General features: G+C 60.8%; 24 protein-coding genes and 1 tRNA gene. 7 read left to right on the top strand and 18 right to left on the bottom strand.

What is annotated here, in order from left to right; all coding sequences use genetic code 11:
• The first annotated feature begins 567 nt into the window (after window positions 1-567).
• Complete coding sequence (locus IB285_RS14670; RefSeq protein WP_190788858.1) at window positions 568-777, top strand: cold-shock protein; 210 nt, start codon at window positions 568-570, stop codon at window positions 775-777.
• A 1,072-nt stretch (window positions 778-1,849) separates the two neighbouring features.
• Here IB285_RS14670 and IB285_RS14665 read toward each other — a convergent pair.
• The 3 genes from IB285_RS14665 to IB285_RS14655 all read right to left on the bottom strand — a co-directional run bounded on the left by IB285_RS14665 (window position 1,850) and on the right by IB285_RS14655 (window position 5,068).
• A complete protein-coding gene (locus tag IB285_RS14665) occupies window positions 1,850-2,482 on the bottom strand; it encodes a tyrosine-type recombinase/integrase (protein WP_190788857.1) in 633 nt (210 codons plus the stop codon).
• A 96-nt stretch (window positions 2,483-2,578) separates the two neighbouring features.
• A complete protein-coding gene (locus tag IB285_RS15160) occupies window positions 2,579-4,816 on the bottom strand; it encodes a DUF3363 domain-containing protein (protein WP_190788856.1) in 2,238 nt (745 codons plus the stop codon).
• Window positions 4,817-4,981: 165 nt separating this feature from the next.
• Window positions 4,982-5,068: transfer RNA gene (locus IB285_RS14655), tRNA-Leu, on the bottom strand.
• A gap of 178 nt (window positions 5,069-5,246) precedes the next feature.
• On the opposite strand from IB285_RS14655, the gene IB285_RS14650 reads away from it, so the two are divergent.
• Window positions 5,247-6,251, top strand: a complete 1,005-nt coding sequence (locus IB285_RS14650) for a complex I NDUFA9 subunit family protein (protein ID WP_190788855.1) — start codon at window positions 5,247-5,249, stop codon at window positions 6,249-6,251.
• A gap of 277 nt (window positions 6,252-6,528) precedes the next feature.
• Here the strand turns inward: IB285_RS14650 and IB285_RS14645 are convergent, their stop codons facing one another.
• Window positions 6,529-7,422, bottom strand: coding sequence for a dienelactone hydrolase family protein (locus IB285_RS14645; RefSeq protein WP_190788854.1), 894 nt, complete (start codon window positions 7,420-7,422; stop codon window positions 6,529-6,531).
• Between the two features lie 116 nt (window positions 7,423-7,538).
• On the opposite strand from IB285_RS14645, the gene IB285_RS14640 reads away from it, so the two are divergent.
• Window positions 7,539-9,713, top strand: a complete 2,175-nt coding sequence (locus IB285_RS14640; RefSeq protein WP_190788853.1) for a PQQ-dependent dehydrogenase, methanol/ethanol family — start codon at window positions 7,539-7,541, stop codon at window positions 9,711-9,713.
• A 14-nt stretch (window positions 9,714-9,727) separates the two neighbouring features.
• On the opposite strand, the gene IB285_RS14635 is transcribed toward IB285_RS14640, so the two are convergent.
• Entirely contained in the window at window positions 9,728-10,162 is a 435-nt protein-coding gene (locus IB285_RS14635; RefSeq protein ID WP_190788852.1) for a DUF3592 domain-containing protein, read from the bottom strand.
• 246 nt (window positions 10,163-10,408) lie between these two features.
• Here IB285_RS14635 and IB285_RS14630 point away from each other — a divergent pair, with 246 nt between their 5' ends.
• Window positions 10,409-10,750 carry a UrcA family protein gene (locus tag IB285_RS14630; RefSeq protein WP_190788851.1) on the top strand — a complete coding sequence of 114 codons (342 nt, stop codon included), beginning with the start codon at window positions 10,409-10,411 and terminating at the stop codon, window positions 10,748-10,750.
• A 23-nt stretch (window positions 10,751-10,773) separates the two neighbouring features.
• Here IB285_RS14630 and purT read toward each other — a convergent pair whose 3' ends face one another.
• From purT to IB285_RS14610, 4 genes are all read right to left on the bottom strand, one after another.
• The gene (gene purT / locus IB285_RS14625; RefSeq protein WP_190788850.1) at window positions 10,774-11,964 is read right to left on the bottom strand and encodes a formate-dependent phosphoribosylglycinamide formyltransferase; all 1,191 of its coding nucleotides are present in this window, start codon (window positions 11,962-11,964) and stop codon (window positions 10,774-10,776) included.
• Window positions 11,965-11,974: 10 nt separating this feature from the next.
• Complete coding sequence (locus tag IB285_RS14620) at window positions 11,975-12,946, bottom strand: sensor domain-containing diguanylate cyclase (protein WP_190788849.1); 972 nt, start codon at window positions 12,944-12,946, stop codon at window positions 11,975-11,977.
• Between the two features lie 239 nt (window positions 12,947-13,185).
• Window positions 13,186-13,869 carry a helix-turn-helix domain-containing protein gene (locus IB285_RS14615; RefSeq protein ID WP_190788848.1) on the bottom strand — a complete coding sequence of 228 codons (684 nt, stop codon included), beginning with the start codon at window positions 13,867-13,869 and terminating at the stop codon, window positions 13,186-13,188.
• Between the two features lie 114 nt (window positions 13,870-13,983).
• Window positions 13,984-15,252 (bottom strand): aspartate kinase, encoded by a 1,269-nt coding sequence (locus IB285_RS14610; RefSeq protein ID WP_190789156.1) that lies wholly within the window; start codon window positions 15,250-15,252, stop codon window positions 13,984-13,986.
• Window positions 15,253-15,342: 90 nt separating this feature from the next.
• On the opposite strand from IB285_RS14610, the gene ubiG reads away from it, so the two are divergent.
• Window positions 15,343-16,083 (top strand): bifunctional 2-polyprenyl-6-hydroxyphenol methylase/3-demethylubiquinol 3-O-methyltransferase UbiG, encoded by a 741-nt coding sequence (gene ubiG, locus IB285_RS14605; RefSeq protein ID WP_190788847.1) that lies wholly within the window; start codon window positions 15,343-15,345, stop codon window positions 16,081-16,083.
• Here ubiG and IB285_RS14600 read toward each other — a convergent pair.
• The 5 genes from IB285_RS14600 to IB285_RS14580 all read right to left on the bottom strand — a co-directional run bounded on the left by IB285_RS14600 (window position 16,080) and on the right by IB285_RS14580 (window position 19,488).
• Window positions 16,080-17,153 (bottom strand): glycerophosphodiester phosphodiesterase family protein, encoded by a 1,074-nt coding sequence (locus IB285_RS14600; protein ID WP_190788846.1) that lies wholly within the window; start codon window positions 17,151-17,153, stop codon window positions 16,080-16,082. The genes ubiG and IB285_RS14600 overlap by 4 nt on opposite strands.
• On the bottom strand, window positions 17,132-17,482 hold the full coding sequence (locus tag IB285_RS14595; RefSeq protein ID WP_190788845.1) for an ArsC family reductase: 351 nt from the start codon (window positions 17,480-17,482) through the stop codon (window positions 17,132-17,134). The genes IB285_RS14600 and IB285_RS14595 overlap by 22 nt, the downstream gene beginning before the upstream one ends.
• Window positions 17,483-17,626: 144 nt before the next feature.
• A complete protein-coding gene (locus tag IB285_RS14590; protein WP_190788844.1) occupies window positions 17,627-18,097 on the bottom strand; it encodes a hypothetical protein in 471 nt (156 codons plus the stop codon).
• Window positions 18,098-18,162: 65 nt separating this feature from the next.
• Window positions 18,163-18,633: a crossover junction endodeoxyribonuclease RuvC gene (gene ruvC, locus IB285_RS14585; protein ID WP_190788843.1), complete on the bottom strand. Its 471-nt coding sequence runs from the start codon at window positions 18,631-18,633 to the stop codon at window positions 18,163-18,165.
• Between the two features lie 108 nt (window positions 18,634-18,741).
• Entirely contained in the window at window positions 18,742-19,488 is a 747-nt protein-coding gene (locus tag IB285_RS14580) for a YebC/PmpR family DNA-binding transcriptional regulator (protein WP_190788842.1), read from the bottom strand.
• A gap of 54 nt (window positions 19,489-19,542) precedes the next feature.
• Here IB285_RS14580 and IB285_RS14575 point away from each other — a divergent pair, with 54 nt between their 5' ends.
• Window positions 19,543-20,397 carry a CPBP family glutamic-type intramembrane protease gene (locus IB285_RS14575; protein ID WP_190788841.1) on the top strand — a complete coding sequence of 285 codons (855 nt, stop codon included), beginning with the start codon at window positions 19,543-19,545 and terminating at the stop codon, window positions 20,395-20,397.
• On the opposite strand, the gene IB285_RS14570 is transcribed toward IB285_RS14575, so the two are convergent.
• The 4 genes from IB285_RS14570 to IB285_RS14555 form a co-directional block, all read right to left on the bottom strand.
• Window positions 20,359-20,748: a GNAT family N-acetyltransferase gene (locus IB285_RS14570; RefSeq protein WP_407925624.1), complete on the bottom strand. Its 390-nt coding sequence runs from the start codon at window positions 20,746-20,748 to the stop codon at window positions 20,359-20,361. The genes IB285_RS14575 and IB285_RS14570 overlap by 39 nt on opposite strands.
• A 61-nt stretch (window positions 20,749-20,809) precedes the next feature.
• A complete protein-coding gene (locus tag IB285_RS14565; RefSeq protein WP_190788840.1) occupies window positions 20,810-21,157 on the bottom strand; it encodes a heavy metal-binding domain-containing protein in 348 nt (115 codons plus the stop codon).
• 74 nt (window positions 21,158-21,231) lie between these two features.
• Window positions 21,232-21,468: a DUF2312 domain-containing protein gene (locus IB285_RS14560; RefSeq protein WP_190788839.1), complete on the bottom strand. Its 237-nt coding sequence runs from the start codon at window positions 21,466-21,468 to the stop codon at window positions 21,232-21,234.
• A 108-nt stretch (window positions 21,469-21,576) separates the two neighbouring features.
• On the bottom strand, window positions 21,577-21,912 hold the full coding sequence (locus IB285_RS14555) for a DUF1244 domain-containing protein (RefSeq protein ID WP_190788838.1): 336 nt from the start codon (window positions 21,910-21,912) through the stop codon (window positions 21,577-21,579).
• 68 nt (window positions 21,913-21,980) lie between these two features.
• Here IB285_RS14555 and pyk point away from each other — a divergent pair, with 68 nt between their 5' ends.
• Window positions 21,981-23,462, top strand: coding sequence for a pyruvate kinase (gene pyk, locus IB285_RS14550; protein WP_190788837.1), 1,482 nt, complete (start codon window positions 21,981-21,983; stop codon window positions 23,460-23,462).

Genomic DNA, 23,462 nt, shown 5'->3' with positions numbered 1-23,462 from the left:
CCATGCACGGCGGACCGACCGGGACCGGACAAATCCCAGTCACATGCCGACCGCGGAGCTGCGACGTCTTGTCGCAACGATGATCGACTAGGCGACAATCATTACCCGTGGCCATGCATCAGCATTCCCGCCAAAGCCGGAGAACTGACATGGATCTGAACCTTCAATATGCCGAGCACCAGCGAGCGCTTATGGGCGCCGACGGTGCCTCAAACGATGACGACCGCTTGGCCCAACTTGCGAAGGCTTCACACATCGCTGGTCGTATCAGCGACTTTCAGCACGGACTCGGCGCCGCCGCAGCCTGTGCCTGGAGCAAGGCCCAGTTTGCCAACTCAGTTCTGACGCAAGCGGGCTCCGGAGCGACCGTCTAGTTCGCAAGAAGACCGCCCGACCAAATCTGCTCACGTTGAATTTCGACGGATATCGACGCGTGGTTATGGAACCGGAAAATTCTGGTTCTCGCGCCTTGAATATGACGAACTCCTTTCAATTGACGACATGACGCACGACCCCGGCCCGCAGTCTCGCGCGCCGGACACGACCGTTTCTTGAAAGGAAGCGAATATGACTACCGGTACAGTAAAATTCTTCAATGGCGACAAGGGCTATGGCTTCATCCAGCCCGATGACGGTTCTGCCGACAGCTTCGTCCACATTTCGGCTGTTCAGGCCGCCGGAATGCAAGCGCTCGATAAGGACCAGCGCCTCAATTACGAGGTCGAAACTGGCCGCAACGGCAAGGCAAGCGCGGTCAACCTGTCTGCTGCCGATTGATTTTCCAACTGGGCGCGACAGCTCGTTCGTCGCGTCCAATTACCTACATACAGAATTGGAGCCCTGAATGGCCGAATCATCCGAAATCTGCTGCGAGCGCGCGGACGCGGCCGCTGCGGCAGCGAAGAGTGCAACGCTTGACTACGTAAGAAAACGCGAAACTACGTAAGAAAACGCGAATTTCGGGCGGAAAAGACTTGGCGCGGTCTTGCCGAACAGGCGCGCAAGGTGAAGCTCGATCAAGAGAAGGCCCAACGGGAGAAGGAAGAGCGAAGGGATCAACAATTCAGTTCAGAATGAAGAGCACTCAGTTGATGACCAAGTCCGTACGGCTCAGGATTTTGTCCTGAACCACAAGAGACGAGGCGCTGATGGTCTGTATTGGGACCGCAACCTTCTAGGACAGTCTCTTTGTGATGGGGGAGGACATGTTTCGAACGCCTTCGCGCATGTTCCCGGTCCACAACTCCCAAATCTTCCCAACGTGTGCCATTTCGGATGTCGCTAGAAAAACGGGATACAAGGCCCAAGGAGTGTGATAGTGGCTGCCCCATCGCAGGGATTTCATTTGAGCAACTGCGACTGAGAGACAGGTGCGTGCTCCCGCTTTAGACGAGGAGTGAATCTTGTTTCTTCCATCTACGTTCACGACCATATTGTTTGCAGGGCACGCATCGTGAGGCGTCCTAAGCCCTGCGCGCGCCTCACCCCGGCAGCTTCGCGACGCCAAGGCGAGACCACACGATTGGCTATCCTGATTCTTGGCCGTGAGACCGCGATTGAGTTCATGAATACCCATGACGTCGGGCTGGGCGGAAGACCCATCGATTTGGCCATTGCGTGCGATGAGGGACGTTCGCGGGTCGAGCTCGCGCTATCTGATCGGTGCGATCCGTCAGGCGAACGTGAATTGCCTCACGATTTATCCAGTTAGCAGCAGCGCTGCACCTAGGCGACCCGAAGGGCGGCATTGCGGGCATTCGCAATGCCAACCTCAACTCAAGGCCTCCGCTCCACTTTAGGGGCGGAGGCCTTCTTTATGGTGGACCAAGGTCCACAGCACGGTCATTAGTCAAATCTCAGTCTTCTCAGCCAGTGTCAGGGCGTCTTCTATATCGACGCCAAGATAACGCACCGTATTTTCGATCTTGGAGTGACCAAGCAAAATCTGGATTGCACGGATGTTGCCTGTGGCTTTGTAGATGATCGAAGCCTTGGTTCGGCGCAGTGAGTGGGTCCCGTACTCCTCGGGCCGCAAGCCGATAGCCGCAACCCACTCATCAACAAGCCGAGCGTATTGTCTTGTGCTCAAGTGACGATCGGGATCAACTCGGCTTGGAAAGACGAAGTCGTCGACGTTACCACCTCTGAGCTCTAGCCAAGCGAACAGACTTGCACGCGCGTCTGCCGCAATTTCGAATTGTACGGGGCGCCCTGTCTTGCGTTGCGTAATCGTTGCCCGCGTCCTGATTTCCGGGCCACTAACCAGATCACCGATCTTCAACTCTACAAGATCACAGCCCCGCAGCTTACTATCGATCGCCAGATCAAACAGCGCACGATCTCGAACGCGCTCTTCTCGATCTAGAAAGAAACGGATCGCCCAGATCTGCTTCTGATTAAATGGACGCTTCGGACCGATCTTAGCGCCGAAGTTCCAAGGCACTCGGTTTTGCGCAGCTGGATCAAAATGTGAGTAGGTCATTGTCATTCTCCGTGGCCGGAATGGCCTCGAAGAATGTCCGCTTTCCGGGGCTAAGATTTTGGATCGCTACGTCTTGGATTGGGGCGCTTAGCGGACCTATGAAATCGTTGGCTCACTGCGCCCGCGTCCAAGTTTCCAACTAGTCCTATCACCTCGCGCAATACCCGAAACCGTCTTGCCGACATGACGGCCAAGCACTGACTTCCAAGGCGCGAGCGTAAACTCCTTTGACTTCGCGACCAGCGCATACCGGCCGCTGGTCATATCGACGCGCTTGTGAAACGTTCCTTCGATCCGTTCGCCTGCTTTCGCCTCAACGAAGCGAAGCTCGAGCTCGTCGGATAGCTTGCTGGCCACACGCATCAGCTCGCGGCGCCGCAGTGTCTCGACCATTCCCTTCCGGTAAATGACTTGATCGTCGCGCTCCTCTGCCAATCCCTGTTCGACGAGCCACTGTGTCCTTGCTGTTGCCGCGGCTTTGACCTCGCGCCCGAACCCCGCGTCGCGAACCGGCACAGGTTTGTCGGCAATCAACTCACGATCGAGCCAGGTTGCGGCGTCAGCTTGTGGCAGATCGCGCAGCGGGACCGGCGACAGCATGTCGACTGCCACCGGCCTGTCGCGCATGCGCCGCGCTTCGTAGGCTGCCGCCTTGTCGAGATGGTTCTCGTCGATTTGCCAGCTCCCGTCAGCCTCCCTCTCAACGCTCCCCATCATCCTTCGCATCGCTTCGAGCCGACGGACATGCGTCTGCGCAAATTCCTCACTGGCAGACGGATCGTGCTTGAGATGCGCATCCACGCTGTATCGTCCGCCATTGGCCGCAGCGACTTCGGCAATGGTGCGGTCAGACTTTCGAACCTTCGCAGCGCGAGCCTCGATCTGCACAATCGATCCTTCGGCTAGCGGCTCAACCGCATCACCCTTCCCGATCCCGACATAGTGCGTGCGGCCATCCACCCCATCGATGATCAGAAAATGCCGGTCATGCAGTTCATCAGCCAGGCCGCGCGTAACGACCCGACCGATGATAGGCCGAGGGTCTTTCGCGGTCGGATCGAAGATCGCCTGATCGCTCGCCGAGCGATCCAATTTCGCGGCTGTCAATTCACGTTGCATGGTGCGAGTGATATCGCCGCGCTCGCCCATCCGGCGCAGCGTCTCGTCAAAACCGTCGGCGAGTTGCCAGTGCCCGCCGCCCACATCCGCGGCCAGCCCAAGCTTGCCGAGCTTTTGCAACCGGCCTGCGCGCAGACTTTGCTGAAACGGATCGCGATCGCTCGCCGAGACGATCCGCTGCTCATTCATCTGCCGGTTCAAGCGGCGGTCGATCGCGGTCAACCGCTCTTCGCCGATATCGTGGCGCAACCGTTCCTCGATTTCGAGGTCGGTGCGCGGTCCTAGATCGAGCGTCGCAATCTCCATCGCGCGTTCACGCATCCCGTGCGCAATGTATTCGCGCGCGATAACGAGGTTTTCGCCACGATCGTCGACACCGCGCAGCATGATGTGGCTGTGCGGATGGCCAGTGTTGAAATGGTCGACCGCCACCCAGTCGAGCTTGGTGCCGAGATCTTCCTCCATTTGCGCCATCCTAAGTTCGCCCGGCCTAACAAATAGGTGCGGCGACAGGCGGAGCGCAAACTGAGTGGTCGCATGGCCCGAATAGCCTTCAATTGCTCGCAGCAGGGTGCCAGCTTCTTCTGCGGTCGTGATCGCAGCAAGATGCTTGACCTGCGGTGTAATGAGTGCGCCGCGAAGGTCAGCTGCAATGTCGCGCTCGGCGCGAGCGGTGGCGATGCCATAACGAAAGACGCGGCTTATCACGCTGCGCATTCGGCGAGCGCTTTCGTAATGGCCCTTCGCTTCAACTTTGCGCAAGACGAGCAAAACCTCTTGCGCCCCGATCTTCGCGATCGGTCTGTGACCAAGCGTTGGGTAAGCCTTGTCGAGAAGCCAGCGGATCTTGCGCAGCGTAACCGATGCCTTGCCTTCCCTTTCGTTCTTGGTGAACCACTCCTCTGCCACAGCCTTGAACGTGTTTTCGGATTGCTCGATAGCGCGCAACCTAGCGAGCCTTGCTTCCTCTGCTGGGTCTAAACCTGCGGCAATGAGATTGCGCGCCTCATCGCGTTTTACGCGCGCCTGTGCCAGGCTGACCTCGGGCCAGACACCAAACGCCAAAGTTTTGTGCTTCGTCAGATAGACGTAATTCATGCGCCACAGCTTCGCCCCGTTGGGTTTCACGAGGAGATAGAGTGCGGCGGCGTCCGCGATTTTGTATGGCTTGGCTCTAGGCTTCGCGTTTTTGATACTGATTGCAGTGAGCGGCATGGCGCTATCGTCCTTTCCCGCAGGCGGATCGATACCCCGTTCGATACCCTGAAATGCGGGGTATCATAGGCAAATCCGCTTGGACAGTTGCGGACACCATATCAAAAATAGTGCTTAAAAACCAGTCACTTGATGGGCGTATATGGACGTCCTCGGACGGGTAAATGGTGCCCAGAAGAGGACTCGAACCTCCACGCCCTTGCGAGCGCCAGCACCTGAAGCTGGTGCGTCTACCAATTCCGCCATCTGGGCACCGGAGAGCAAACCGGTCCGGTATGACCGCTTGCTGGTAGGGGCGCGTCAATAGCGAGCGGGACGGCTTACTGTCAACGATTTGTGTGCGCCGCCCCTCGGAACGCTTGCCCCGGGGCACGCATTGACGCATTGGCAGCCCAGTTTTCGATTCACGACCACGCGGGATCTTTCGATCATGTCCAGACCATCTCCGCTTTCCGAGAAGCTCGTCACCGTCTTCGGGGGCAGCGGCTATATCGGCAATTACGTCGCGCAGAGCCTGCTTGAGCGGGGCGCGCGCCTTCGCATCGCCAGCCGCAATCCCGAACGGGGCTTTTCGCTGCAGCCGCTTGCCGATTTGGGCCAGCTTCAGTTCGCCCGCTGCGACATCACCAAGGAGGAGAGCGTCAAAGCCGCCCTCCACGGCGCGGATTACGTCGTGAACCTCGTCGGCGCGTTCAGCGGCAATCTCGACAAGCTCATGGGCGAAGCGCCCGGCACCATTGCGCGGCTCGCAAGCGAAGCGGGCGCGGCGGCCATGGTCCATGTCAGCGCGATCGGAGCGGACGCGGACTCCAGCACCGCTTATGCGCGCGGTAAGGCGAAGGGCGAGGCGAACGTGCTCGAAGCCTTCCCAAGCGCCTCGATCATGCGGCCCTCGATCGTGTTCGGGAAGGACGACGATTTCCTCAACATGTTCGGCGGCATGATCGAGATGATGCCCGTCCTGCCTGTCTTCGGCCCCGATGCGCGGATGCAGCTGGTGTTCGCCGATGATGTGGCCGAGGCCATTGCGGTCGCGCTTGAAGACCCGGCGACACACGGCGGACACATTTACGAGCTTGGCGGGCCAGAGCGGCTTACAATGATGGAGATCAACGAACGGATCGCCGCGGCGCAGGGGCGCAAGCGGCGCTTCATCGCGATGCCCGATGGCATTTCCGGCCTCTTCGCAAGCCTGCCCGGCACGCCGATGAGCAAGGATCAGTGGACACTGCTGAAGGCGGAAAGCGTCGTATCCGGCGAGCATCGCACCTTCGCCGATCTCGGCATCGAACCGCGCCCGCTCGGCCTGTTCCTCGACAAATGGATGACCCGCTATCGCAAATTCGGCCGCTTTGGCCGGAGCAACGAGCGCAACAAGGAGCGTGAGGCGCGCGGCGTTGACGCCCCCGGTACAGGAGCGGGCGCAGAGGTCTGATTGCGCGAAGCGGCCCGAGACATGGACCGCGCAAACGGGCGCTTCCGAAAAATGCCATTTGCGCGCAACCTTCTGAATTAAAGGGAAAAACCTCCATTCGGCCTGCCTGCCAGTGTCAGCTTTCGGTCTGTGCCTTCGTAGCACCTTATAGACGCCTTGTCCGTTTCTGCGGGCCGCGCACAAAATGCGGCGACCAACTCGGCACTTTACCGAGGCGCTACAAGGTAGGAAAACGTAAGATGCGGGCGAGACGGGGAGCGTTCCCGCGAGGGAGTGCCTACAAGCTCTCTGAATACAGCGTCAGCAGGTTGGCATACGCTTTCTCTGCCGCCGCTTCGTCGTAAGCGGGGCTGTCCGGCACGGTCCAGCCGTGATCCCCTGCATAGACATCGATATTGGCAGGGCGCGCCGCACGTCCAGCGGCCTTTGCGAAAAGGATCTTGTCGTCCGGCGCTTCGGCGTGATCGTCCTGCGCGATCGCTATCAGGAAATTCGCCTCGGTCTGATCGAGCACATTGTGCGGGCTCATGGGGTCGTCTTCGCGCACCAGTCCGCCGCCATGGAAACTGGCCGCCGCCTTGATCCGCTCCGGCACAGCCGCCGCGCTCCAGATCGTGAACGGCCCGCCCATGCAATATCCCTGCGTGCCGATCCCGCGCGACGTATCGACCTGTTGCTGGTCATCCATCCACGCAGTGATCGACGCGGCATCACGCATGATCGCCTCTGCGTTAAGCTTCTCACGCCATGGCCGCACCTTCTGGAAGCCATCGGCCTCGATGAAACTCGCAAAATCGGCGAACTGCTCACCCGCGACATCACGGTAGTAGGGATTGACGACCAGGACGGAATAGCCCTCGCTCGCGAGGCGTGTAGCAATCTCCATTTTGGACTGGCGGATGCCGGCAATGTCGGGCCACAGAATGACCCCGGGATACTGCTCGCCCTGCTCTGGGTAGACAAGAAAGCCATCCATCGTCCCGTCTTCGGTCGCGAAGGAAACAGCATTGCTGAAGACACTCAGCCCGGCGCCGCCCGCAGATTCCTCACCTTCGCTTGTCACCGCTTCCGGAGCGCAAGCCACAACGGCGGCGGCCCCTGTCAGCGCGCCAAACTGCCTCCGGCTGATTGCGCTTTTCGCCCAGTTTTTCAGCTTCGCCTCATCGCACATTTCGCACCGCTCCTTGTGGCAGATCACCCATCTCCGTTTCACCTAGGAGGACGCTCGGATATGGACAAGCGTTCCCGCCCGCGGCAACATGCCGCGCAAGAGGGAGAGGGACTCGCATGACAATCAAGAACTGGGCGCTCGCCGTAACCGCGTGGGGCGCACTGTCGCTCGCATCGTGCGATGCGTTGACCGATGTGATGGGCGATGATGGCATCACGGGAGCGATGCTGGTCGGCGCGGAAGCCGACGACGCGAACTGGATGACGCATGGCCGGACCTATTCGGAGCAGCGCTATTCCCCTCTCGATCAGATCAACGCCGAAAATGTCGGCTCTCTCGGGCTCGCATGGTTCGCCGACATGGACACAGCACGCGGGCAGGAAGCGACGCCGCTGGTCATCGACGGCAAGCTTTACCTCACAACCGCGTGGAGCAAGGTGAAGGCATTCGATGCGGCAACAGGCGAGGCCTTGTGGGATTTCGATCCGCAAGTGCCCGGCGAAACCGCGGTCAAGGCGTGCTGCGATACGGTCAATCGCGGGCTCGCCGCGTGGGGCGACAGCCTGTTTCTCGGCACGCTCGACGGGCGGCTGGTGGCGCTCGACCGCGATACCGGCGAAGTGCAGTGGGAAACGGTCACCGTCGACCAGTCGCAGAGCTATACAGTCACCGGAGCTCCGCGTGTGATCGATGGCAAGGTCATCATCGGCAATGGCGGCGCGGAGTTCGGCGTTCGCGGCTATGTCGCCGCCTACGATGCGGAGAGTGGCGAAGAACTTTGGCGGTTCTACACCGTGCCCGAAGGAACGGAAGACGACCAATCGCCCGAATACCTGCAGGTCGCAGCCGAAACCTGGAACACAGAAGTGTTGGCAGGATCAGACGCGATTGGCGGGGGCGGCACCGTGTGGGATTCGATGGCCTACGATCCCGATCTCGATATGCTCTATATCGGCGTGGGCAACGGCTCCCCGTGGAACCGGGCCTATCGCTCGCCGGGTGAAGACGGGACGGGCGATGGGGATAATCTCTACTTGTCCAGCATCGTCGCGATCCGGCCCGATACCGGCGAGTATGTCTGGCACTACCAGACAACCCCCGGCGAGACGTGGGATTACACCGCCACTCAGCACATCGTTCTCGCCGACATGGAAATCGATGGCGAAGAGCGGCAGGTGCTGATGCAGGCGCCAAAGAACGGCTTCTTCTACGTCATCGACCGGGCAACGGGAGAGTTCATCAGCGGAGAACCCTATACTGGGCTAAACTGGGCGACCGGTATCGATGAGAGCGGAAGGCCGATCGAGAATCCCGAAACGCGCATCGACAAGACCGGGGAGCCCGCGCTGGTGCTGCCCGGCCCGCTCGGCGGGCACAACTGGCATCCGATGGCTTACCATCCTGGCGAAAACCTCGTCTATATCCCGGCTTTCGAAGCGGGGTGGATCTACTCGCCGCAGGCCAATTGGAAGCCGGACACCGCGCGCGGATTCAATATCGGCATGGATATGGCCGCGAACGATCTTCCGCCCGATCTCGGCATTCGCCGTCAGGTCGAAGGAACGATCAAGGGAATGCTGGTCGCGTGGGATCCCATCGCGCAGGAGGCCCGCTGGAGTGTGGACCACTCGGGTCCTTGGAACGGCGGCTTGCTCGCCACCGGTGGCGATCTGGTGTTCCAAGGCAACCAGTCGAGCACGTTCAAGGCGTATAATGCTGCAAGCGGCGAGGAATTGTGGAGCTTCGGCGCGCAAACAGGAATCGTCGCGCCTCCGATCACATATAAAGTGGACGGAGAGCAATATGTTGCGGTTCTGGCAGGATGGGGCGGCGCCTTCTCGACCTCTACCGATGGCGGCCTGATCAACAAGGATGGCGCCGTGCGCAATATCAGCCGCTTGCTGGTCTTCAAGCTGGGCGGAGAAGCAGCGCTCCCCGCAATGCCGGAGCTCGCAGCCATGCCGCTCGATCCGCCAGTGAGCCGTGCCAGCGCCGAGACGATTGCCGCAGGCGGCACCGACTATGCGCGCTATTGCGCGGTGTGCCACGGCCCCGCCGCCGTGGGCGCGACCTACCTGCCCGATCTCAGGCGCTCGGGCGCGCTCGGCAATCGCGGGACATGGGCCTCGATCGTGCATGAGGGCGCACTGAGCGCGAACGGCATGGCGTCGTTCTCGGATTCGCTCAGCACGGAAGAGATCGAAGCGCTCCGCGCCTACGTGATCCACCGCGCAAACGAAGACAAGGCGCTCGAAGGCGCGAGCGATACGGAGCAAGTGGCGCGGCGGTGACGCCGTTCACCGCTTTAGCGGTAGCCGGCAATCTGCCAACCGACCGTGAGCGTCCCGGCGGCGAGCACGAGGATCGCCGCCACTGCGGCCCATTGCCGCCATGGCGAAGCGATTTCGGCTCGCATGGGTTTGGCAGGGTCATAACGAACTGTCACAGCTTCGCCGAGTCGTCCGGGAGCGCTACGAAACTCGTTCTGCGACTGGACCTCGATTTCGTTTCCGCCACCGCGCGGGGTGAAACGGAAAATCGCTCCGTAACTATCGTTCGCTTCATCGTCTCGGATGACGCGGTAACCGATGATGCGCCCGCTAGCTGTTTCTCCGTAGGCCAGCCGGACATTGCGATGCGCCAGCACGGTCGCCAACCCAAGCATCGCAATCGCCGCGATGCCGAAAATGGCCTCGGGCAAACCGCCGAATATGTGTGGGAGAGCGTCTGAGACATCCATTCCGAATTTCTACCAGATGTTCGGTCAATTATTGGTTACCGCATTCATGGTGCTTTCCTCGCCATCCGCGGCGCAAATTCGCTATCGCAGCTCAAAATCTGATTTCTTGAAGTCAAGGCCTGTAACCAATCCAATTAACGCCGCGAACTGGCCAGTGTCGAGCGGGCATACCCTTACCCCTCCCCTGTAATGCCCGCTTGGCCCAGTTTAAACAAACCCCGTATGAATTCGAAAAAGGAAATTATCATGTTCAATCGTAAAGTATTCGCTGCTGTCGCAATTGGTATCGCCGCTCTTAATGCAGTACCTGCTGCAGCAGAAACCAGTATTGAGGTAAACGTCGTTCAATTCGACCTCGCAACTGCAGAAGGTCAGCGCGCACTCGACGCCGAGCTGAACTCGGCAGTCGACAAGATTTGCGGCATCCGCCCCTCGAGCCTCACGCTTCGCGCAGTCAACGCACACCAGAATTGCGTCACCGTCACCAAAGCGAGCTTCATGGAACAGCGAACCGTCGCCATCGCCCGTGCACAGGATGAACGCCGCGTCGCTGTCGGCGCAGAGCGTCCGTCGAACACAGCTGGCTAATCCGGCGCATTTCGAGCCGGAGCTTAATCGTAGTATCGGATCCGTATAGCTCCGGCCGCTTCACCGGCGAGGTCGCGCGCCTCGTCGGTGTTGTCTGCGCTGGCCAAGGCGACGCCCATCCGGCGAAACGGTCGGGTCGACGGTTTGCCGAACAGGCGAATATCGACATCGCCTTCCACCGATAGCGCTTCGGTAAGACCTTGGAACGCGAAACTATCGCTATCCCGGTCCGCCAGTATCACGGCTGAGGCCGCAGGGCAGGTCGCGATCTGATCCGGGACGGGCAGGCCCAATATCGCCCGCGCATGCAGATCAAACTCGCTGAGATCCTGCGAGATCAGGGTAACCATGCCTGTGTCGTGTGGGCGGGGCGACAGCTCGGAGAAGATCACCTCCTCGCGGCCTTCGCCCGAACGCACGAAGAACTCCACTCCATAAAGACCCCAGCCGCGGCCATTCCCGCGCAGCGCCTCGACCACGCTCGCGGCCATGTCCTGCGCTTTTGCGAGCGTTTCGGCAGACATCACGGCGGGCTGCCAGCTTTCCTGATAATCGCCGCGCTCCTGCCGGTGACCGATCGGCGGACAGAAGGTGATGCCGCCACGATGCCGCACGGTCAGCAGCGTGATCTCGTAATCGAAGTCGATGAATTCCTCGACAATCACCCGCGCCCGGTCCCCGCGCATATTGGCGACCGCGTAATCCCATGCGGATGCCAGCTCCGCTTCGGTTTCAACCTTGCTCTGGCCCTTGCCCGAAGACGACATGACCGGCTTTATCACGCAAGGGAGGCCGGTAAATTCCGCTCCTGCACGGACCTCATCGAGCGTCTCGGCGTAGCGATAGCGTGAGGTTACGATGCCCAGTTCATCGGCCGCCAGATCGCGTATCGCGTCGCGGTTCATGGTCAGCTGCGCTGCCTGCGCCGAAGGTACGACGTTGGAGCCTTCCTGTTCCAGTTCGGCCAGAACCTCTGTCCTGATGGCTTCGATCTCGGGAACGATGAAATCGGGGCGGTGTCTGGCGACCGCTGAGCGGAGCGCATCGCCATCGAGCATGGAGAACACCTCGCGCTCATCGGCGAGCTGCATCGCCGGCGCATCATCATAGGCGTCGCAGGCAATCACGCGCGCGCCCAGCCGCTTGGCCGAAATGACAAATTCGCGGCCCAGTTCACCGGAGCCGAGGAGGAGAATCGTTGCGATATGCGCCATAGGCCAAGGCCTAACGCGCGGAGGCAGCAACTCCAACAGTGCTTGCGCCATACAAGGCGTTTACGCCCGCCATGTCATAACCGCAGTTTCCGACCTGCATGCCGCCGCCTGCCCGCGCCATCACCAGCGACAATTCCGCCTGTCGCAGCGTCCAGTCTACAGTGCATTCGACAGTCGCCACTCCCGCGCTCGCCGAAAGCTGCGGTCCGCGCGGCGAAGATGGAAGCGCGAGCGCCGAGAATGTCTTGAGCACATCGCCCGCCCATTCGCGCACCGCGCTGATCGACATGTTCGGCAGGATCACCGCAAACCGCTCGTTGTCGAGCTGTGCGATTTCGTGTCCGGGCAGCGCCATGGTTTCGAGGAATTTGGCAAAGCCCCACATGATCTCGTCGGCAGTGCGCTGGCCATATTGCATGAACATGGCGCGCATTGAATCGACCGCGAGCACCGCGATATGCTGGCCGCCGCCCGCTGCAAGATGCCGCCGAAGGCTCGCGCAGAATGCCTGGCGATTGGCGAGACCGGTCAGCGGATCGGTAACCGCGCGGCTGTGCAATTCCCCTTCGAGCACGCGTTTGTGCTGGACGGACCGCAGGAGACCGAGTGCGCCCTGGGCAACGCCGCTTTCGTCTCTAACAGGGCGCAGGCTGAGCGCGTACCAGCGCCGATAATCCGCAGGATTGAAAACTGCATCCGGGGCGTTCGCAATCACCGGGAATTCGCACCACTCGCTTTCGCTGTCGCCGTTCATCGTTTTCTCCACGAAGGCACTAACGGCATCGCCGTGTTCGCCCTCGGCCAGATCCGAGACGTGCGGCATGACGAGCATGCCGGAAATGTCGTAGCCAAGATCGGAGATGTTATCCGATGCGTGGACCATGAAGCCTTGGGCATCGAGCCTGACGACGATGTCGCCCGATGCCTCTTCGATCAGACCGTGCAGCGCACGGCCTTCCAAATCACTCAAACCCATTTTCATGCCGAATGCCCCCGGCGTTAGCGACGAACCCCTGTCTCCTCGCTTGTCAGTCAAGATGATCCGTAAACTAACAACTCATCGTTATAGAATAAAAATTCCCCAGTTATTCCATAAACGATGAAGTGATTTGTTAGTTTCGTGAACTTACAAGACTAAAAAACGAATCAACGCTGGAATTTGTTTACCATAAGTCAGAGAATTAGGGCGTGCCGAATAAGTCACAGTGACATAAACTCGTCCTAGATCTCGATCATGATACGTATGCTATGGGGGTCAGTTCCAAAAGCAGTGGCAATACGTAGTCGGCATTCCTGAGCTATTGCGTTTCCTTCACTTGTCGGCATCGTGTCGCCCAGTTCTTCGACGGAAACGCCCAGCGCCGCTGCAATTGCATCGATCCTTTCGGGAAGCGGGCGGGCCTTGCCTTTCTCCCAAGCCCATACGGTCGGCTTGCTGACTTCAAGTGCGTCGGCGACCTGCGCGAGCGTGAGGCCGCGTTCGCGGCGCAAGCGGTTCAGCCTGACGCCGAAAGGCTCGGTAAAGCCCGAAGCGGTGCGGGTCGCACTCCCTGCCTCGTCGCTCCCGGCGCCTGAGCGTCCGAGCATGTCCTGTGTTTGCGCAGCGGCAAGCGCGCTGTCGCTGATCGACGTCTTGAATTCGCACCCGAAGAGCTGCCCGCTCTGCCACACGACGCTCGCATCGGTCGGCCCGGCCTCGGGCAATTCAACCGCGATCACCTCGCCCTGCGCTAACGGTAGCTCGGTTTCCAGGAGCAAACCCGATGCGGACAGGTTGTGAACAGTGACGTTAGCGGTGATGCCGCCGGGCAGCGCGCCAAGGGTTGCGAGCTGCATAGTGCGGCGCGCTTCGCGGCGGTCGTCGACGACGCCGGGTGATGGATCAAGGTGAGCTCTGAGGACCATGTATTGCGACTCCCGTGTGGAGAGCAATAAGTCCGGTTAGCACCGTTAAACGCGAGTTACCGAGTATGGTTAACAGCGGCCAAATGCCCGCCCGACACTGCAAGCCGAGTGGCGTTAATCCTCTGCGTCGAGACCGTAGGCTGTATGAAGCACACGAACCGCCAATTCGGTCTCGTCCTCGTCGATCATGACGCTCACCTTGATCTCGGATGTGGAGATCGCCTGAATGTTGATGCCCCGATCCGAAAGCGAACGGAACATGGTGCTGGCAACGCCTGCATGGCTTTTCATGCCCACGCCGACCACGCTGATCTTGGCGATCTGGCTGTCAGTGATGATGCGGTTGAACCCGATGATGTCGCGCTTGTCCTCCAGCATGGCCTGCGCGCGCGCAAGGTCGGCTTGCGGCACGGTAAAAGTCACGTCGGTTTCGCCCTTGTCGCGGCCGACGTTCTGAATGATCATGTCGACATTGATGCTGGCATCGGCAAGCGGTTCGAATATATGCGCCACCGCCCCGGGCTTGTCCGGTACGCGGGTGAGGATGATCTTCGCTTCGTTCTTGTCGTGGGCGATGCCCGTCACATGCCGGCGTTCCATCAGGCCCTTCTCCACCAATTCGTCCATTTCCTCATCGGACACAATCATCGTGCCCGGCAGTTCGTCTGCCGATATCGCATCGTCGCCAACGAAGCTGGAGAGGACCTGCAGTCGCACGCCCTCCTTCATCGCGAGCCCGACCGAGCGGGTCTGGAGCACCTTCGCCCCGACGCTCGCCAGTTCCAGCATTTCCTCGTAGGTCACCGCCTTCAGCTTGCGCGCCTTGGCAACAATCCGCGGATCGGTCGTGTAGACCCCGTCGACGTCCGTGTAGATATCGCAGCGATCCGCGCCGACCGCCGCGGCGACGGCAACCGCCGATGTATCGGAGCCCCCACGCCCGAGCGTCGCCACGCGGCCCTCGTGCGAAAGGCCCTGAAACCCCGGCACCACCGCGATCTCGCCCGCTTCCATGCTCGCAATCATGTCGGGCGCGTCGATGCTCTCGATCCGCGCCTTGGCGTGGGCTTCGACCGTCTTCACCGGAATTTGCCAGCCGAGCCAGCTGCGCGCCTTGCAGCCCAATGATTGCAGCGTCAGCGCCAACAGCCCGCTCGTCACCTGCTCTCCGCTCGATACGACGACATCATATTCGGCCGGATCGTAAAGCGCATTCGCCTCCCGGCAGAAGTTCACCAGCCGATCGGTCTCGCCAGCCATGGCGCTCACGACGACGGCCACCTCATTGCGTTCCCCGTCCTTGGCAGCTGCCTGCGCGCGCACGATATTGGCGACGCGGCGAATCCGTTCAGTCCCGGCCATCGATGTGCCGCCGAATTTCATCACGATCCGTTGCCGTGGGCGTTGTTTGCTCGTTGCCAAAGTGCGTAAGCCCCGCTGGTTAGTGCGTTCGCGCGCTGTTAAGGAGCCTCAATGGGAAACGCAAACGTATCAAATGTAACCATCCGTCCAGAGGAGGCCGCGTTCTTCTCCGATCTTGCGCGCGATTGGTGGAACCCGCAGGGCAAAATGGCATCGCTCCATCAGGTCAATCCGGTGCGGATGGAGTTTATCCGCGACGCGATCGATGCGCATTGGGATGGCGATCCCCGGTCGGTCAAACCGCTCACCGGTAAGACCGCGCTCGATATCGGCTGCGGCGCGGGCCTCGTATGCGAACCGCTGGCGCGGCTAGGGGCGGAAGTGACGGGGGTCGATGCATCCGCCGAAAACGTGTCGGTCGCCGCCACCCATGCCGAGGCAGGAGGGCTCGATATCCGCTACATGGCTGGAGAGGTTGCGGGACTCGATATCGGCACGTTCGATCTGGTGACGAGCGTCGAGGTCATCGAACATGTCGCAGACAAGCGCGCATTTCTTGCCGATGTGGCCGCGCGGCTCGCACCGGGCGGGCTGCTGGTCATGTCGACGCCCAACCGCACGGTCCAATCGCGCCTGCTGCTGGTCGGCGCCGCAGAGGCGGTCGGCTATATGCCCAAGGGCACCCACCACTGGAGCGACTTCATCACTCCGGAAGAATTCGAGGAGCTATTGGGCGAGGTCGGGCTTGAGGTGATCGACCGCCGCGGCATCGCCTATTCCATCGGCAAGGGTCTGCACCTGTCCGATAGCGAGGCGCTCAACTACATCTTGAGCGCGCGGCACAAGGATTAGTCCCCCGCCGCGTCCTTTGCTTGCGCCACTTCGATAAATTCCTTCACGTTGTCAGTGAAGAATCCATCCGCTCCACTCGCAATCGCTGCCGACCATAGCTGGCGATAGGCACCATCGGCGGCAGGCCCGCCAGAGTTTTGCAGCGGCGCGGGTAGGAAACCATTCTCTTTCCGCAGCGTCCATGGATGGACCTGCAGTCCGAGCGCCCGCGCCTCGGCGACCAGGTTCGTCGGTGCCATCGTCGCGGAATCGAGCACATAGCCGAGCCAAGGACCGATCCCGTCGGCATAGGCCGCGATCTCCGCAAGGCCGCTTGGCGTGACCATCTCGGCATACCGCATGTCGGGCTCATCGACCGGGCCGCCCTCCGGGTGGATCAGCTGGACCAGCTTGTAATCGCTGCGCTGGTTGAGGCGCTGCAGCGTGCCGACTTCGAAGCTTTGAATGAAGATCGGATCCTCGGGCCCGATATCGAGGTCGCGCAATTCGCGCAGCAGCAGGTCGACCATGTCGATGCCCGCATCCTCCAGCAGGAATGTCGGGTGCTTCAGCTCCGGATAGAGCCCGATGCTTTTGCCCGTTTCAGCTTCTTTCGCGCGCAGCAGCTGGACGATCTCGGCCAGCGTCGGGACCTGATAGAGACCGTTGTAACGGATGTTGCCGGGCCGTGCGCTCGGCACACGCTCTTTCGCGCGAAGGGTGCGCAGTTCAGCAAGAGTGAAATCCTCCGCGAACCAGCCCGCCACGCGCTGCCCATCGATCGTCTTGTCGCGGCGGCGATTCTCGAATTCCTCGCGGCTGGCGACGTCGGTCGTCCCGGACAATTCATTTTCATGGCGCGAGACCAGCTCCAGATCCTTGGTCACGACCAGATCGGGCTCGATGTAGTCGGCTCCCTGGTCGATCGCGAGTTCATATGCGGCGAGCGTATGTTCGGGCCGGTCTCCGCTAGCACCGCGATGGGCGATGATGAGCGGATCGCTCTGCGCAAAGGCAGGCGCAGCGAGGGAAATCGCGAACCCGAGCGCCAGCGCTCCCGAGACGCTTTTCAGCAAAAGGTTGCGGACCATTCGTCTTCCTTGAAACCGACCAGCGTTCCGCCAGCATGAACCGCCACTGGCCGCTTGATCATGGAGGGGTGCTGAACGAGCAGCGCTACAGCTTTTCGGCTGTCCGCGGCATCTTCCTTCTCGGCATCGGAGAGCTTGCGGTAGGTCGTGCCGCGCTTATTCAGCACAACATCGACGCCGTGCTCGGCAATCCACGCCTCGACCTTGGCCGGATCGGCGCCTTCCTTCTTGTAGTCGTGGAAGGTGTAATCAACGCCGTTCGCATCCAGCCATTTGCGCGCCTTCTTCACAGTGTCGCAATTGGGGATGCCGTATATGTCGATTGCCATTGAGTTGTTGCCGCTCATTGTCGTTGCCGGGATGATGAGCACCTAGCCGCCGGGTGCGCGCGCCTGCAAGACCGCGTTTCTTCGAGCCTAGGAAAAAGGCCGCCGATTGTCTCTCGGCGGCCTCTCGAAAAGCTTACGGCAGAGTTATTGCGCGTACCACGATCCTGTGCCGCGCGCCCCGCTGTCGGAATACCATTCCATCGTCACGCTGCCATTGCGACCGGCCATATCGCCTTCCTTGCCTTGTAGCGCGCCAACGCAGCCAAGCGGCGTTTCCGGCCCTCGCTCACCGATGAAATTGCAACCATAGGCAATGGCGCCAACGCCGCTTTCCTCTCTGGTCGTGCAGGCGAGGTGAATGGCGAAGATGCCGCCATCGGGTTGATCGGTGCCGACGCATTTGACGGTTCCATTGTTCACTGTGCCGTCGTCATAGGTCGCCGTGTACGTCCCCTCGACAACCCCTCCTTGATATTGCGTACCGTCAGGGCCGGCTATGCCGCCGATCTGTTCGACCGGTTGCCAGACCACCTCGTAGGTAAAGCTTTGTGCGTGGGCTGCGCTGCTGGCGAGCAATGCTCCGCCAAGTATTGCAGGAAGTGCAACTTTCTTCATCGGATTCCTCCCGAATCGTTGTTGCGACCACGCTTTAGGTTAACATTTTTGCAAGTTTCAGTCGATCAGGCGGCTTTCAGGTGCGCGGCCGCAATCGCAACCGCCAGCGCATCGCCCGCATCGGCCCCGGCTATGCTGGCCCCCGGAAGCAGCACTTTGAGCATCGCCTGGACCTGCGTCTTGTCCGCGCCGCCTGTCCCGACGACGGCTTTTTTCACGAGCCGCGCCGCCAGTTCCTGAACCGGAAGCCCGTCCGCCCCGCACGCGGCCAGCACACATCCGCGCGCCTGTGCCAGCTTGAGCGTCGATTGCGGGTTCTTGTTCACGAAGACCTCTTCGCACGCGGCACGGTCGGGGCGGTAATCGGCGATGACCTGCCGCACCGCGCGGTGCAGCTGATCGAGGCGCTGCGCCATGGGAGCCTTCGCATCGGTCTTCACCTGACCGTTCGCGATATGCGCAATCCGTGATCCCTCGGCGCGGACCACGCCCCAACCGGTGCAACTGAGCGAAGGGTCGAGACCGAGGACGATCATCGGCCTAGAGCCCGATCCGCAGCCCGAGCCGCCATGCTGCGGCGAGCAGGAAGGCAGCGCCGAGCGCTATCGCAAAAGCCCACTCCTTCCAGCTCACGCTCCGCTTCCTCAGGCGTCGAGCTTCTCCATCACGTCGTCGCTGATTTCGTAATTGCCCCAGACAGTCTGTACATCGTCATCATCATCGAGCGCGTCGATCAGCTTGAGCAGGGTGCCTGCGGCTTTCTCATCCATGTCGACCGTGATGTTCGGCTTCCAGGCAAGCTTTACTTCCTTCGCTTCGCCGAGAGCCTTTTCGAGCGAGGATGCGACCTCGTGCAGATCCTCCGCAGCGGTCCAGATCTCGTGCCCATCATCGCTCGAGGCGATGTCTTCGGCGCCGGCTTCCATCGCCGCCTCGAGAACCTTGTCCTCGCTGCCTGCATCGGCGGGATATTCGATATAACCGAGCCGTTCGAAGCCATGTGCAACCGATCCTTCGGTGCCGAGATTGCCGCCATTCTTGCTGAAGGCGGTGCGCACGGCTGTGGCGGTGCGGTTGCGATTGTCGGTCAGCGCCTCGACGATGATCGCGCTGCCGCCGGGGCCATACCCTTCGTAGCGGACCTCTTCGTAATTCTCATCATCGCCCGCGCTTGCCTTGTCGATGGCGCGCTGGATGTTGTCCTTGGGCATGGACTGGGCCTTCGCCGTGTTCACGGCCAGCCGCAGGCGCGGGTTCATGTCAGGATCCGGGGTGCCCATCTTTGCCGCCACCGTGATTTCGCGGCTGAGCTTGGAAAACAGGTTGGAGCGTTTCTTGTCCTGCGCACCCTTGCGGTGCATGATGTTCTTGAATTTGGAATGGCCTGCCATGAGAACTCTTTTTGCTTGTCTTAAGCGAATAAATAGAGCCATCGCATTAGCCCGATGAGCGATACGACCACAAGCCCCGTAACACCCTCCGAAATCGAGAACGTCTTTGGCGACGGACGCGATGCGCGCGCGATGCTGCCTGCGCCGACGGCGCGCGCCGAATGGAGCAGATATCTGGCCTTTCTCCAACGACCGGTGTTGCCGGAAGTGGTGGGAGCAGGGGCTCAGCCGCTAAAGGTAACCGCGCGGATATTGGGGCTCGATCTGCTCATCATGACCGCGTTCATCAGCGTCCTCATGCTGATCGTGGCGATCGGGTTCGAACTTCCGGACAATCTCAACAGCACGCTTGAGATGAACCTGACCACGGTCGCGCTGGTCGTTGTCGTCGCGCCGATCATGGAGGAGCTGGTTTTTAGAAGCTGGCTTTCGGGCAGACCGGGCTATTTGCTGGCCTTCGCGGTGCTGATCGCAAGCGGGTTGGTCGCGGCGATGATGGGGGCGTCCAACACCGGCGAGGAAGCGCAGCTCGCGGTCGGCATTTCGATGCTGGTCGGCCTGGTGCTCGCCGCGGCAAGCCTGTTCGCGCTGCGCCGCCGCCCGCCGATGCGCTGGTTTCGCAAGCTGTTTCCCGTGTTGTTCTGGCTGAGCACGCTCAGCTTCGCGCTCGTTCACCTGTTCAATTATACGGAGGGCGCGCTGGCGATCCTGCTGCCTCTGGTGCTTCCGCAATTCGTGCTCGGTTCGATGGCGGCCTATCTTAGGGTGCACTACGGCCTCATCTGGGCGATTGTGCTGCACGCGGCGCATAACGGTTTCGCCATCGGTGTAGCCGCGCTCGCGATGACGGCTGAGGGGGGGCAGCGCGGTCTAAGGTTCAATATCGAAATGGTGCGCGACCTCTTCTGACACCGACAGTTTTCTGTAGAGCGCAAGCGGCGGTTCGTCTCCGGCTTCGGCCTGGATGAACATTATCCAGACGCCGCGCTCCCGCGCCAACCGACCTGCTGCGCGGATCAGCTGCGTTGCAATACCCTGCCGCCGAAAATTCTCGGCCACAGCAAGATCATAGATGAACAGCTCGGAGCGGTTCTGCTCGAATTTCGGCAGGACATAGGCTGTGAGCGCGCCGACGGGCCGCTTGCCGTCGAAAGCGACGAGCAAAATCGCATCGTCATTGCCGAGCAGCTCGTTGGCGCGCGCTTCGGTCGGCGGGTCCGCGGCGTATTCGTCGACTTCGGCGAATGCCTCTCCGTACAGGCGGTTAACTTCGGGCAGCAGGCCGGCGTCGGCAACTCCGAGCCGCCGGATCTCGACTATTTCAGACCCTGACCGCGGTCCCGCTCGCAGAGACCATCAGCATCGAACCGGTGTCGCCGATCACCTCGTAATCGAGATCGATCCCGACAACGGCGTTCCCCCCGCGGCTGGCCGCCTCGGCCTGCAATTCCTCGATTGCCTGGTTGCGCGCATCGGAGAGAATGCGCTCATAACTGCCCGAACGCCCGCCGACGATGTCGCGAATGTTGGCGAACAGATCGCGGAACAGGTTCGCGCCGACGATCACCTCGCCAACGACGATGCCGCAGTACTCCTGGATCGGCTGCCCCTCGATGGTGGGCGTGGTGGTCACGATTACACCGCGCGCGTCTTTCCATTCTCTTGCCAATGAATATCTCCCTCTTTCAGTGTGTTAATAAGGTAAGACACGTCGGCGGAAATTCAAGGGTGCGCATCGGCGCCTCAGCCCATGCCGAGCGCCGCCTTGTACGTGTCGAGGATCATTTCCTGTTCGCTGCGATCGTCCGGCTTCATCTTACGCAAGCGGACAATCTGGCGCATGATCTTGGCATCGTAACCTACGGCCTTCGCCTCGGCGTAGACATCGCGAATATCGTCGGCGATGCCTTTCTTTTCTTCTTCGAGGCGTTCGATGCGCTCGATCAGCAGGCGCAGGCGGTCGTCGGTGGCTTCAGCCATGTATCGGTAACTCCAGTGATATGAGAATCGGTCGGCGCTCTGAATAGGCAGGAGCGTGCGCCGGCAAAAGTCCGCTTTCCACAAGACGAGGCTTTTGCGCTGGAAAAGTCAGCGCAGGTCCGGCTTGTTCTTCCTCAGGCTGGCTTCCATCGCCGCAATTTGAGCGTCGGTAGTCGGGATTTGCTTTTCCGCTTTCCATTGTTCCATCGGCATTCCGTGGATCAGCTCGCGCGCAGCTGCCTTGTCGCCTTCGTATCCGGCATCGCGGATCCAGTCGGCGAGGCAATTGCGGCAAAAGCCGGCGAGCCCCATCAGTTCGATGTTCTGGGCATCGTGACGGTTGCGCAGGTGCCGGACGAGGCGGCGAAACGCCGCGGCGGCCACAGCATCGTCAAGCGCATCGAGCGGCTCGGGCGAATTCGTATCTGCGGGGCCTGTAACCATGAGACTATTCCTTGAGTTGAAAAACTTCCGTGCCATAGCTGTCCCTCGCACAAGGATTTTTCAAAGCTATGGCAAAACGCGATCAATCGAGGATCGACCCGCGCGGCCGCAAGGTCAAGATTTTGGCGACGATCGGCCCGGCAAGCCGCTCGCCCGAAATGCTGCGCCGCCTGTTCAAGGCTGGAGCGGATGCGTTTCGCGTGAACATGAGCCACGGCTCACAAAAGGATCATGCCGAAGCGATCACGGCGATCCGCGCGCTCGAAAAGGAGTTTCGCCGCCCGATAGCCATCCTTGCTGACCTGCAAGGTCCGAAATTGCGCGTGGGCACGTTCAAGGACGGACAGGCGGTCATCAAGCATTCGGCCCATTTCACGCTCGACCGCGATGAGACGCCAGGCGACGAGAACCGGGTGTGCCTGCCCCATCCGGAACTCTTCGGCATCATGAAGCGCGGGCAGCGGCTGCTGATCAATGACGGCAAAATCCGGCTCAAGGTCAAAGAAGCCGACGATGAGCGGATATTCTGCACGGCGGAAGTCGGCGGGGTGATTTCAGACCGCAAAGGCGTGAACGTGCCCGACGCCGAGGTCCCCATCCCTGCCCTGACCGAAAAAGACCGCAGCGATCTCGCCTTCGCCGTGCAGCACGGGGCCGACTGGATCGCGTTATCGTTTGTCCAGCGACCAGACGACATGGCCGAAGCGCGCAAGCTCGTGGCCTCGCATGGCGGCAAAGCGGTCGCACTGTGCGCCAAGATCGAGAAACCCCAAGCGGTCAACCGGCTCGGCGAAATCATCGACATGTCCGACGGCATCATGGTTGCGCGCGGAGATCTGGGCGTCGAGCTGGAGCCGCACGAAGTCCCGCCGCTGCAAAAGAAGATCGTCAACGCGGCGCGCCATGCGGGCAAACCGGTGATCGTGGCGACGCAGATGCTCGAATCGATGATCGAAAGCCCGACCCCGACCCGCGCCGAAGTGTCCGATGTCGCCAATGCGGTGTATGACGGCGCCGATGCGGTGATGCTGTCTGCCGAAAGCGCCGCGGGCGACTGGCCGCAGGAATCGGTCGCGATGATGCACTCCATCGCGCACGAAGTGGAACGCGATGAGGACTATATCGAGCGCGTCCGTTTCCTTGAGACACCGCCCGATGCGACGACGTCCGATGCCCTTGCGCATAGCTGCATGACGATTGCCGATACCGTTTCGATCAGCGCGATTACGGTTTTTACCGCAAGCGGATCGACTGCCCGGCGCGTCGCCCGCGAACGCCCCGATACGCCGGTCCTGGTACTCACCCCTTCCATGCGCACCGCCCGCCGCGTGCAATTGCTATGGGGAACCCATGCGGTTGCAACCAAGGATATCGGCAGCTTCGAAGAGATGATTGCCAAGGGCAAGCGGATGGCGCTGCGCCACGGTTTCGGTGAGGCAGGATCTAAGCAGATCGTCCTCGCCGGGGTGCCGTTCGGGACACCGGGATCGACCAATCTGCTCCATATCGTCACGCTGAACGGCGATGAGCTGGAGAAACACGAAGGCTGA

Source organism: Erythrobacter rubeus, from assembly GCF_014705715.1.
Taxonomy (GTDB): Bacteria; Pseudomonadota; Alphaproteobacteria; order Sphingomonadales; family Sphingomonadaceae; genus Erythrobacter; species Erythrobacter rubeus.
This window is presented reverse-complemented; position numbering and strand designations above follow the sequence as displayed.

Excerpts from the sequence above, each read along its gene's own strand:
- ubiG (WP_190788847.1), top strand. The coding sequence starts at position 15,343 with ATGGGAAACGCAAACGTATCAAATGTAACCATCCGTCCAGAGGAGGCC.
- ruvC (WP_190788843.1), bottom strand. The coding sequence starts at position 18,633 with ATGATCGTCCTCGGTCTCGACCCTTCGCTCAGTTGCACCGGTTGGGGC.
- IB285_RS14610 (WP_190789156.1), bottom strand. The coding sequence starts at position 15,252 with ATGAAATTCGGCGGCACATCGATGGCCGGGACTGAACGGATTCGCCGC.
- IB285_RS14640 (WP_190788853.1), top strand. The coding sequence starts at position 7,539 with ATGACAATCAAGAACTGGGCGCTCGCCGTAACCGCGTGGGGCGCACTG.
- IB285_RS14560 (WP_190788839.1), bottom strand. The coding sequence starts at position 21,468 with ATGGCTGAAGCCACCGACGACCGCCTGCGCCTGCTGATCGAGCGCATC.
- IB285_RS14580 (WP_190788842.1), bottom strand. The coding sequence starts at position 19,488 with ATGGCAGGCCATTCCAAATTCAAGAACATCATGCACCGCAAGGGTGCG.
- IB285_RS15160 (WP_190788856.1), bottom strand. The coding sequence starts at position 4,816 with ATGCCGCTCACTGCAATCAGTATCAAAAACGCGAAGCCTAGAGCCAAG.
- IB285_RS14600 (WP_190788846.1), bottom strand. The coding sequence starts at position 17,153 with ATGGTCCGCAACCTTTTGCTGAAAAGCGTCTCGGGAGCGCTGGCGCTC.
- pyk (WP_190788837.1), top strand. The coding sequence starts at position 21,981 with ATGGCAAAACGCGATCAATCGAGGATCGACCCGCGCGGCCGCAAGGTC.
- IB285_RS14630 (WP_190788851.1), top strand. The coding sequence starts at position 10,409 with ATGTTCAATCGTAAAGTATTCGCTGCTGTCGCAATTGGTATCGCCGCT.
- IB285_RS14555 (WP_190788838.1), bottom strand. The coding sequence starts at position 21,912 with ATGGTTACAGGCCCCGCAGATACGAATTCGCCCGAGCCGCTCGATGCG.
- IB285_RS14665 (WP_190788857.1), bottom strand. The coding sequence starts at position 2,482 with ATGACCTACTCACATTTTGATCCAGCTGCGCAAAACCGAGTGCCTTGG.
- IB285_RS14615 (WP_190788848.1), bottom strand. The coding sequence starts at position 13,869 with ATGGTCCTCAGAGCTCACCTTGATCCATCACCCGGCGTCGTCGACGAC.
- IB285_RS14670 (WP_190788858.1), top strand. The coding sequence starts at position 568 with ATGACTACCGGTACAGTAAAATTCTTCAATGGCGACAAGGGCTATGGC.
- IB285_RS14590 (WP_190788844.1), bottom strand. The coding sequence starts at position 18,097 with ATGAAGAAAGTTGCACTTCCTGCAATACTTGGCGGAGCATTGCTCGCC.
- IB285_RS14650 (WP_190788855.1), top strand. The coding sequence starts at position 5,247 with ATGTCCAGACCATCTCCGCTTTCCGAGAAGCTCGTCACCGTCTTCGGG.
- IB285_RS14575 (WP_190788841.1), top strand. The coding sequence starts at position 19,543 with ATGAGCGATACGACCACAAGCCCCGTAACACCCTCCGAAATCGAGAAC.
- IB285_RS14645 (WP_190788854.1), bottom strand. The coding sequence starts at position 7,422 with ATGTGCGATGAGGCGAAGCTGAAAAACTGGGCGAAAAGCGCAATCAGC.
- IB285_RS14635 (WP_190788852.1), bottom strand. The coding sequence starts at position 10,162 with ATGGATGTCTCAGACGCTCTCCCACACATATTCGGCGGTTTGCCCGAG.
- purT (WP_190788850.1), bottom strand. The coding sequence starts at position 11,964 with ATGGCGCATATCGCAACGATTCTCCTCCTCGGCTCCGGTGAACTGGGC.
- IB285_RS14595 (WP_190788845.1), bottom strand. The coding sequence starts at position 17,482 with ATGGCAATCGACATATACGGCATCCCCAATTGCGACACTGTGAAGAAG.
- IB285_RS14620 (WP_190788849.1), bottom strand. The coding sequence starts at position 12,946 with ATGAAAATGGGTTTGAGTGATTTGGAAGGCCGTGCGCTGCACGGTCTG.